Origin of the sequence: Allobosea sp. CRIB-10, assembly GCF_900112185.1 — a bacterium.
GTDB lineage: Bacteria > Pseudomonadota > Alphaproteobacteria > Rhizobiales > Beijerinckiaceae > Allobosea.
Genome location: NZ_FOKP01000023.1, coordinates 99,836 through 110,009, shown reverse-complemented (window position 1 = coordinate 110,009; position 10,174 = coordinate 99,836). Strand labels below are relative to the sequence as shown.

The following is a 10,174-nucleotide window of genomic DNA, read 5'->3' as shown; positions in this document are numbered from 1 at the left end:
GACATCTGATCCGACATGCCGATCATCCCGCTCCGATCAGGCCAACTGAATCAGCAATCAAACCTCAAAGCCAGAACCCTTTCGCAGAGAAATCCGCAAGGGGAGAGGGGGCTAGTCACTCCCCCATCGCGATCAGGCTGGCATTGCCACCGGCCGCCGCGGTGTTGATCGTCACCGTCTGCTCGGTGGCGAAGCGGGGCAGGTAGTTCGGGCCGCCGGCCTTGGGGCCGGTGCCCGACAGGCTGTGGCCGCCGAAGGGCTGCACGCCGACGACCGCGCCGATCATGTTGCGGTTGACATAGATGTTGCCGGTCGAGAGCCGGTCGACGACGCGCTCGACCGTGGCCTCGATGCGCGAATGCAGGCCGAAGGTCAGGCCGTAGCCGGTCGCCTCGATCTCGGCGAGAATCGTGTCGAGCTGGCCGGCCTTCCAGCGCACGACATGCAGAATTGGGCCGAAATGCTCGGCGGCGAGGTCCGCGACCTTGTCGAGCCTGATGATGTGCGGGGCGACGAAGGTGCCGGGCAAATCCGGCGTCGTGCCGGCATAGGTCACGCGGCCGGCCGAGCGCATCGCGGCGATATGGGCGTCGAGGCGCTGCTTGGCGGCGGCGTCGATCACCGGGCCGACATGGGTCTCGATCTGGCGGGGGTCGCCTAAGGTGAGCTCGCGGGCGGCGCCCTCGATCATCTCGACCATCTTGTCGGCGACGTCCTCCTGCACGACGAGCAGGCGCAGAGCCGAGCAGCGCTGGCCGGCCGAGCGGAAGGCGGAGAGCACGACGTCGTCGGCGACCTGCTCGGCCAAAGCGGTCGCGTCGACGATCATGGCGTTGAGGCCGCCGGTCTCGGCGATCAGCGGGACGATCGGGCCGTCCTTGGCGGCAAGCGCCCGGTTGATGGCGCGGGCGGTCGCGGTCGAGCCGGTGAAGGCGACGCCGGCGACGTCCTTGTGCGCGACCAGCGCCGCACCGAGCTTGCCGTCGCCGGGGGCGAAGTGCAGCGCGGTCTTCGGAATGCCGGCCTCGTGCAGCAGGCGCACGGCGAGCGCGGCGATCAGCGGGGTCTGCGGTGCCGGCTTGGCGACGACGCTGTTGCCGGCGACCAGCGCGGCTGCGACCTGGCCGACGAAGATCGCGAGCGGGAAGTTCCAGGGCGCGATGCAGACGAACGGGCCGCGGCCGCGCAGGATCAGGCGGTTGTCCTCGCCGGTCGGGCCGGGAAGCGCGGTCGGCACGGCGAACTTCGCCTCGGCCTCGGCGGCGTAATAGCGCAGGAAGTCGACGGCTTCGCGGAGTTCGGCGACGGCGTCGTCCAGCGTCTTGCCGGCCTCGGACTGGAGCAGCGCCAGGATCGGGCCGCGGCGCGCCTCCATCAGGTCGGCGGCCTGGCGCAGCGAGGCGGCGCGGTTGCGGGCGGGCGTCGCGTTCCAGGCGTGGAAGCCGGCCCTGGCGGCAGCCATCGCCTTCTCGGCGCTGGCGGCATCGCCCTCGGTGACGCGGCCGACCGGCCTGCCGTCGATCGGCGAGAGCACGTCGCGGGCGGTGCCGGTGCCGGGCTTGCCGTCGATCAGCGGCACGGCCTCGGGCACGGGCTTGGCGGCTGCGGCGTGGATCTCGGCGAGCAGGCTGGCGAGGCTGGCGGCATCGCCGAGCTCGACGCCGGCGGAGTTGCGGCGGGATGGCCCGAACAGCTCGGCCGGCAGCGGGATGCGGCGATGGCGGGCGGCGCTCGGTGTGCCGATGATGTCGGCCGGCGGCACCAGAAGCGTCGCGACCGGCACGTCGGGGTCGCCGGAGACCGAGACGAAGGAGGAGTTGGCGCCGTTCTCGAGCAGGCGGCGGACGAGATAGGCGAGCAGGTCCTGATGGCCGCCGACCGGGGCATAGGTGCGGCAGGCGAAAGCGGAATCCGACTGCAGCAGGCGCTCATAGAGCGCCTCGCCCATGCCGTGCAGGCGCTGGAACTCGAAATTCTCGGCGTCGCCGGCGAGCTCGGCGACGGTCGCGACGGTGAGCGCATTATGGGTGGCGAATTGCGGGATGATGCGCGGGCGAAGGCTGAGGAGCTGCTTTGCGCAGGCTTCGTAGTTGAGGTCGGTCATCGCCTTGCGGGTGAAGACCGGATAGTCGGGCAGGCCGCGCTCCTGGGCACGCTTCAATTCGGTGTCCCAATAGGCGCCCTTGACCAGTCGGACCATCAGGCGGCGGTCATAGGTCTCGGCGAGAGCGGCGATGTGGTCGATCACCGCGGCGGCGCGTTTCTGATAGGCCTGGATGGCGAGGCCGAAACCGTCCCAGCCGGCGAGCGAGGCGTCGGCCATGACAGCGGCGATGACGTCGAGCGAGAGCTCGAGCCGGTCGGCCTCCTCGGCGTCGACGGTGAAGTTGAGATCGTACTTTTTGGCCTGGCGGGCGAGCTCGATCACCTTCGGCGTCAGCTCGGCCAGCACGCGCTCGCGGTTCGTCGCCTCGTAGCGCGGATGCAGGGCCGAGAGCTTGACCGAGATGCCCGGGCGGTTCGGCAGCCGGTCGTTGCCGGCGGAGCGGCCGATGGCGTCGATCGCGTCGGCATAGGAGGCGTAGTAGCGCTCGGCGTCGGCTTGGGTGCGGGCGCCTTCGCCGAGCATGTCGAAGGAATAGCGGTAGAGCTTGCCCGAGCCGGAGCGGGCGCGCTTCAGCGCCTCCTCGATCGTCTGGCCGAGGACGAAATGATTGCCCATGACGCGCATGGCCTGGCGCGTCGCGGTGCGCACGGCCGGCAGGCCGAGACGCTTGGAGAGGTTGCCGATGATGCTGGTCGGGGTCTCGCCGGGCTGGATGATGCGAGCGGTGATGCCGAGCGCCCAGGACGAGGCCGAGATCAGGAAGGCGTCGGACTTGGATTCGTGATGAGCGAAGTCGCCCTGGCCGAGCTTGTCCTCGATCAGCCGGTCGGCGGTGGCGGCGTCGGGCACGCGCAGCAGCGCCTCGGCCAGCACCATCAGCGCGAGGCCTTCCTTGGTCGAGAGCGAGTATTCGCGCAGCAATTCCTCGATGCCGCCCAAGCCGACCTTGCGGGTGCGGATCGCGTCGACCAGCGAGGTGGCGCGGGCATCGATCCTCGCCTTGGCCAGCGGATCGCGACGGCCGCCGGAGAGCAGGTGACCGGCGATCGCGGCATCGTTCTCGGCATAGGGGGCGTGGAAGACGGGCGCAGGGGCGGCCATGGAAAGGGCTCCGGGTCTCGGCGGCGGGATGATCTGCAGAATCATCGCAAGCGGGCTGGATATCAATGGAGATTTCGGCAAATATATAGTGATTTATCCCGCAGGAAATTGATATGGCAGAGAATAGTACGGCTCTCGATCGAACCGACCGGCGCCTGCTCGCTCTGCTCCAGAACGATGGTCGCGCCGCCGGCGTCGAGCTGGCGGAGAAGGTCGGGCTGTCGCCGACCGCAACAGGCGAGCGGCTGAAGCGGCTGGCGCGCGACGGCTACATCACGGGCTATCGCGTCACCCTCGATCCGGTGAAGCTCGGCCTGCATCTGCTGGTCTTCGTCGAGGTTTATCTCGACAAGACGACACCCGATGCCTTCGAGCGCTTCGCCGCGGCGGTGAAGCGGGCGCCGGAGGTGCTGGAATGCCATATGGTCGCCGGCGGCTTCGATTATCTGGTCAAGACCCGCGTCGCCGACATGAACGCCTATCGCCGCTTCCTCGGCGAGGTGCTGCTGGCGCTGCCGGCCGTCCGCGAGACCCGGACCTATGCGGTGATGGAGGAGGTCAAGACCGATGGTGCGCTGCCGCTGTGACGGGATAGGCACTGCCACAGGATAACGTAACCATTTCCGCGATTTCGCCGCGATCTCGCCCTGTTGACGCTTGACCTGCCGCCTAGGGAGGTCTTGGTTGCGTTGCGTCTCCGGTATGGTGCTCCATGAGCCCCGTCGGAGACGGCATTGCGTCCGTGTCGGCTATGGTCGCTCCGGAGTTTGCCATGTCCGTTGCCATGCCCCTGCCTGGCGCGCCGATCTCCCGGCGCGGGTTCGGGCGTTTTATCGCTGGAACCGGTCTTGCCGCCTGGGCCGGGCTGCACAATGCGCCCGTCGCCGCGGCTTCGATCCCGCTGCGCTTCACGCTCGACTGGCGTTTCGAGGGACCGGCGGCGCTGTTCCTCACCGCGCTGGACAAGGGCTATTTCCGCGACGAAGGGCTCGACGTCACGATCGAGGCGGGGACCGGCTCGCGCGAAGCGATTCCGCGCGTCGCGACCGGCGAGTTCGAGGCCGGTTTCGGCGACGTGAATTCGCTGATCCGCTTCCGCGACGAGAAGCCGGCTGCCGATCTCAAAGCGGTGATGATGGTCTATGACCGGCCGCCCTTCGCGATCGTCGGGCGCAAGAGCCGCGGCATCAGCAGCGACCCCAGGAGTCTCGAAGGCAAGAAGCTCGGCGCTCCCGCCGCCGACGGCGCCTTCGCGCAATGGCCGGTATTCAAGAAGATCAACGGCATCGACGATGCCAAGATCAAGCTCGAGAATGTCGGCTTCCCGGTGCGCGAGCCGATGCTGGCGTCGGGCGAGCTCGACGCGATCTTCGGCTTCGCCCACACCTCCCTGATCAATCTGAAGGCGCGCGGCGTGCCGGCCGACGACATCGTCATGCTGCTGATGGCCGATCACGGAATCGAGCTCTACGGCAACGCCGTCATCGTCTCGCCGAAACTGCTCGCCGAAAAGCCGCAGGCGGTACGCGGCCTGCTGCGCGCGATCACGCGCAGCGTCCGCGACGTCGTGGCCGATCCGGAGGCGGCGATCGCCGGCGTGCTTCAGCGCAATGAAGGCGCCCGTCCCGAGATCGAGCTGGAGCGCCTGAAGATGGCGCTCGACCATTATGTCATGACCCCGACCGTCAAGGCGCACGGCTTCGGCGGCATCGACAGGGCGCGCTGGCAGAAGGGGCTCGACCAGATCGGGCTGACCTTTCCCTTCAAGGACAAGGCGAAGGCGGGCAACGCCTTCGCCGAGGGCTTCCTGCCGGCGGAGGCCGAGCGCGCGTTCTGACCGGCTGAGCAGTTGACTTTAGGCCAAGGTGACAATGCGTTTGGCCTTCGCTTATCGTGCGCGCCCTCTGAGACAGAGCACGTTTGAACTCTCTCAGCTCTCATCCTGAGGAGCAGCCATCAGGCTGCGTCTCGAAGGGTGCTCCAGTCGGTTCCGGAGCCTCCTGGAGCATCCTTCGAGACGCGATCTGCGATCGCTCCTCAGGATGAGGGCTTGAAGAGGGCGAACAGATTCCGAGCAAGGGCCTGCCGCATGCTTCCCGACATCCGCGACTATGAGCGCCTGCGCGCCGCCTTCCGCTGGCGGATTCCGGAGCGCTACAACATCGGCGTCGATTGCTGCGACCGCTGGGCGGCGGTCGATCCCGGCAAGGTCGCGATCCTGGAAGTGCAGCCGGATTGGTCGGTCGTTCCGGTCAGCTATGGCGAATTGCGGGCGCAGTCGAACCGCCTTGCAAATGCGCTGCGCAAGCGCGGTGTGGGCGAGGGCGACCGGGTCGCGATCCTGCTGCCGCAGGGGCGCCTGGTGCCGATCGCGCATATGGCGGCCTACAAGCTCGGCGCGATCGCGGTGCCGCTGGCGGCATTGTTCGGCGCGGACGCGCTGTCCTATCGACTGCGCGATTGCGGGGCGAAGGCGCTGATCACCAACGCTGCCGGCCTATCGAAGCTCGGCCAGATCGAGGAGAAGCTGCCCGATCTCGAACTGGTGATCTCGGCCGATGGGCCGGATGGGAAGGCCGAGGGGCTGGCGCGGCTGCTCGAAGCCGAGGCTGAAGATTTCGCACCGATCGACAGCGGGCCCGACGATCCGGCGCTGATGATCTACACCTCCGGCACCACCGGCAACGCCAAGGGTGCGCTGCATGGTCACCGGGTGATGCTTGGCCATTTGCCGGGCGTGGAGATGCCGCATGAATTCCTGCCGCAGGCGGGCGACCTGATCTGGACGCCGGCGGACTGGGCCTGGGCCGGCGGCCTGCTCAACAATCTCCTGCCGGCGCTGCATCACGGCGTGCCGATCGTGGCGCGACCGACGGCCAAGTTCGATCCCGATGAAGCACTCCGGCTGATGGCCGATCTCGGCGTGCGCAATTGCTTCATCCCGCCGACGGCCCTGCGCATGCTGCGCGCGGTCGAGAATCCGCGCGGGCACTATGATCTCAAGTTGCGCACGGTCGCGTCGGGCGGCGAGTCACTGGGGGCCGAGACGCTGGCCTGGGGCCGCGAGAAGCTCGGCCTGACGATCAACGAGTTCTACGGCCAGACCGAATGCAACCTCGTGCTCGCCTCCTGCGCCGAGATCGGCGTGGTCAAGCCGGGCTTCATCGGTAAGGCGGTGCCGGGCCATGAGGTCGCGGTGATCCGGCCGGACGGCAGCATCTGCGCGCCGGAGGAGGAAGGCCAGATCGCGGTGCGCCGGCCCGATCCGGTGATGTTCCTGCACTACTGGCGTAAGCCGGAGGCCACGCAGGCCAAGTTCATCGGCGACTGGATGACGACGGGCGACCAGGGCTCGGAGGATGCCGAGGGCTATATCCGCTTCGTCGGCCGCGACGACGACGTCATCACCTCCTCCGGTTACCGGATCGGGCCGAGCGAGATCGAGGACTGCCTGCTGCGCCACCCGGCCGTGGCGCTCGCGGCGGTGGTCGGCAAGCCTGACGCGCTGAGGACCGAGATCGTCAAGGCCTTCATCGTGCCGAAGGCCGGCCACGAGGCCTCGCCGCAGCTCGTCGCCGAGATCCAGGGCTTCGTGCGCGAGCGGCTGGCGGCGCATGAATACCCGCGCGAGATCGAGTTCCGCGAGGAGTTGCCTATGACCACCACCGGCAAGATCATCAGGCGGCTGCTGCGCGACGCCGGGTGACGAGGGGCGCGCGGCGGGCGGCGGTTGCCGTGACGGTGAGGCGGATATCGCCGAGCCGCTGCGGTGCGGTGACGAGATGCGGGCCCGGGAGCTCGCCGATGATCTCGCGCTGGCGACTGCGCCGGCCGAGCCAGGCGACGAGCTGGGCCAGTGGCGCGAAGCTGGCGAAGCGGTCGTCCTCCACACCGCAATAGAGCCAGAGGCGCGGGCCCTTTCCGATCAGGATCGCGCTGGCGACCGGCACGTCGTCGAGGCTCAGCAGGCCGACCCGGCAGCGATGACTGCGGGCAAGGTTGCGCGTCATGGCGCGCAGGAAGGCGCTCTCGCGGATGTCCTGCAGCGCGGCGCCGCCGGCGCGCCCCAGCGAACCGGACGCCTCCAATGCCAGATGGAGCTCGACCATGTCGCGCAACTCCTGGCGCGAGCGGGATTCGGCGAAGCCGAGCTTGCCGTGACGCGACAGGCCATGGCGCAGCGCAGCCAGCTCCGGCCCGCCGGTGCTGGCCGGCGGCGTCGGTGCCGGCTCGAGCGCCGCTGCGTGGCCTGTGAGCTCGGCGACCCGCAGCATGCCGTCGAGGAGCGGCCCGCCGAGATCGAGGCGATGCAGCTGGAGGTTCTGCGTGTTGGCGAGGCCCCAGCGGCCAGGCGCATGCAGCAGCGCGGCGATGATGCGTTCCGCCTGCTCCGTGTCGATCAGCGGCGTGGCGAGGCCGAGGCGCGAATTGCTCCAGCCGATCAACGTGTCATGGCCGAGCAAACGGCGCTGGAGACGGGCTGGGACGAAGCCGAGCAGGCGCCGCGATGTAGCCGTGCCGTCCCAGAGCAGCAGGACGGGTGTGCCGCGGAAGTCGACGAGATGCTGTGCGGCGGAAAGGGCGAAGTCGGGTTCGAAGAAAGGGTTCGGCTCGATGGCGCGGGCGGCGAGGTCGCGCCATTCGGCCTCGATGGTGGCACAGGCGGCGAACGGGCGGCTTTCGATCGAGAGCCCGGCCGGGCCGGAGGCGACGGCACGGCTCCGCTGCGGCGGCGTCTCGTCCGGTGCAACCAGGGACGCGGCGAGGTTCGGCATGGCGCAGCCCTTTCGCGGCTCGCTCCGCTTCGGCGCGCTTTCGTGCCGGATCGGCACGCGGGCACGGGGTGGAGCAGTGGTCTGCCCCTGACGAACCAAGAAGCGGGCCGGTGGGGGCCGGTCAGGCGTGATGGTGGTGAGGTTCGGATTGGGCCGGAGCGGGCCGGCCGAGGAAGGCCGACCAGAGCCGGGCGACCGTCTCCTCTTCCAGATCCTTGACGATCAGGACCAGGCGCGAGCGCCGGTCGGCATCGGGCCAAGCCGGCAGCAGCACCGGCGGATGCAGGATCTGTTGGACGGCATGGACGAGCAGCGGCCCTTCCGGGTGTTCGGCGAGGGCGACCAAGCCCTTCAGCCGCAGCAGCCTGGCGCCGTGGGTCGAGCGCAGCAGGGTCCAGAACAGGTCGAAGGTCGCCTCGCGGATCGGCGTCTCGGCGGTCAGGGTGAAGGCGCGAATGCTGGCGTCGTGGCGGTTGACGTCGTGATGATGGTGGCCATGGCCATGATGGTGATGGCCGTGGGCGTCATCGTGATCGTGATGGTGGTCGTGATCGTGACCCTGCGGCGTCCCGGCCGCGAGCCAGCGCCGCAGTTCGTCCGGGCGCGCAGCGATGTCATAGAGGCCGGCGCCGACGATCGCCTCGGCCGGGGCATCGGGCGACAGGATCGCGCTGCCGGGATTGAGCTCCCCGAGCCGCTTGCGCAGTGCTTCGACGGCCCGCGCGTCTGTCGCGATGTCGGTCTTGGTCAGGACCAGCCGGTCGGCGGCGACCACCTGCCGAAGCGCTTCAGGATGAGCATCGAGCGTCGCCATGCCGTTGACCGCGTCGACCAGCGTGACGACGCCGTCGAGCTTGAAACGCATGGCGAGATAGGGGTGGTTGATCAGGACGTTGAGGACGGGCGCGGGGTCGGCGAGGCCCGTCGTCTCGATCACCAGCCGCCTGAACGGCGCCATGCGCCCATTGTCGAGGCGGCGCAGCAGGTCCTCCAGCGTGACGATCAGGTCGTCGCGGATGGTGCAGCACAGGCAGCCCGAGGCGAGCAGGATCATGCCGTCCTCGATCCCCTCGACGAAGAGATGGTCGAGGCCGATCTCACCGAACTCGTTGATCAGCACCACAGTGTCTGACAGCGCCGGGTCCTTGAGCAGGCGGTTTAGCAGGGTGGTCTTGCCGGAGCCGAGGAAGCCGGTCAGCAGCGTCAGCGGGGTCGGCTCGGGACGGACAGGCTGCTCGGACATCGGGGCTCAGGTTCCGGGCGCGGCCACCGCCGGCAGTCGACGGGCTCGCTTTTGTTCCAATATTACATTGGCGATGATCGCGGCGACAACAAGGGCGCCACCGGCATATTGCAGCGAGCCGACCCGTTCGCCGAGGAAGACAGCGGCGATTGCTACCGCGAAGACGGGCTCGGCGCAGAAGGCGAGCGCGGCCGGCCCCGGTGCGACGCGGGCGAGCGCCATCACCTGGAGCAGGAAGCCGATCAGGTAGCCGCCGATCGTGATCGCGACCGCGACCGGCGCGAGCATCAGGGCCGACGGGGACTGGAACAGCCCGGTGAGGGCGAGGATCGCCAGCGTCACCGGCAGGATGACGAGATGCGACCAGAACAATTTCGGCACGGTCCCGGTATCGCCGCAGCGTGCTGCCGAGAAGAACTGCACCGCGGCGAAAACGCTCGCAGCGAGGGCAAGTGCAAGCCCGCGCGGGTCGAGCCCATGCCAGTCGGGCCCGACCACCATGGCGACGCCGAGAAAGGCGACAAGCGTGATCACGATCCGGTCGAGGCTGAAGCGGGCCGGGGTAAGGAACGGCTCGGCGAGCACGATCAGGATGGGAAAGGTGTAGAACACCACGGCCGCTACCGTGATCGGCAGGAAAGCGACCGAGGAGAGATAGGCGCAGGCGGTGAGCGCCGTGCTCAGGCCGAACAAAGCGAGGGCCGGCCAGCGATGGCGCGGCACGGCGAGGCTCGCGCGCCAAAGAAGAGCGGCGCCGATGACGAGCGCCAGCATCAGGAAGACGCGGTAGAAGACGATGAGCGGGCCGCTCAGCCCAGCCTGGCTGGCGAGCTGGGCGCTGACGATGTTGGTGCCGAAGGCCGCTGCGGAGGCGAGCGCCAGGGCAAGGCCTTGCTGGACCGAGGATGCACTGCGCTCCTGCACGTTGCAGTCCTCGGTCTTAGGTCT

The 10,174-nt window shown here is 68.7% G+C and carries 7 protein-coding genes; 3 read left to right on the top strand and 4 right to left on the bottom strand.

Annotated elements, in window-relative coordinates:
• Positions 1–115 precede the first annotated feature (115 nt).
• Positions 116–3,208, bottom strand: a complete 3,093-nt coding sequence (putA, locus tag BMZ69_RS23920) for a bifunctional proline dehydrogenase/L-glutamate gamma-semialdehyde dehydrogenase PutA (RefSeq protein ID WP_092161538.1) — start codon at positions 3,206–3,208, stop codon at positions 116–118.
• Between the two features lie 113 nt (positions 3,209–3,321).
• On the opposite strand from putA, the gene BMZ69_RS23915 reads away from it, so the two are divergent.
• The 3 genes from BMZ69_RS23915 to BMZ69_RS23905 all read left to right on the top strand — a co-directional run bounded on the left by BMZ69_RS23915 (position 3,322) and on the right by BMZ69_RS23905 (position 6,914).
• Entirely contained in the window at positions 3,322–3,795 is a 474-nt protein-coding gene (locus BMZ69_RS23915; protein WP_092161536.1) for an Lrp/AsnC ligand binding domain-containing protein, read from the top strand.
• 185 nt (positions 3,796–3,980) lie between these two features.
• Positions 3,981–5,045 (top strand): ABC transporter substrate-binding protein, encoded by a 1,065-nt coding sequence (locus BMZ69_RS23910; RefSeq protein ID WP_244543506.1) that lies wholly within the window; start codon positions 3,981–3,983, stop codon positions 5,043–5,045.
• 252 nt (positions 5,046–5,297) lie between these two features.
• Positions 5,298–6,914: an acyl-CoA synthetase gene (locus tag BMZ69_RS23905; RefSeq protein ID WP_092161534.1), complete on the top strand. Its 1,617-nt coding sequence runs from the start codon at positions 5,298–5,300 to the stop codon at positions 6,912–6,914.
• Here BMZ69_RS23905 and BMZ69_RS23900 read toward each other — a convergent pair.
• From BMZ69_RS23900 to BMZ69_RS23890, 3 genes are all read right to left on the bottom strand, one after another.
• Complete coding sequence (locus BMZ69_RS23900; protein ID WP_092161532.1) at positions 6,886–7,983, bottom strand: GNAT family N-acetyltransferase; 1,098 nt, start codon at positions 7,981–7,983, stop codon at positions 6,886–6,888. The two genes, BMZ69_RS23905 and BMZ69_RS23900, sit on opposite strands and share 29 nt — an antisense overlap.
• A gap of 121 nt (positions 7,984–8,104) precedes the next feature.
• Complete coding sequence (locus BMZ69_RS23895; protein WP_092161530.1) at positions 8,105–9,226, bottom strand: CobW family GTP-binding protein; 1,122 nt, start codon at positions 9,224–9,226, stop codon at positions 8,105–8,107.
• Between the two features lie 6 nt (positions 9,227–9,232).
• A complete protein-coding gene (locus tag BMZ69_RS23890) occupies positions 9,233–10,150 on the bottom strand; it encodes an EamA family transporter (RefSeq protein ID WP_092161528.1) in 918 nt (305 codons plus the stop codon).
• Positions 10,151–10,174 lie beyond the last annotated feature (24 nt).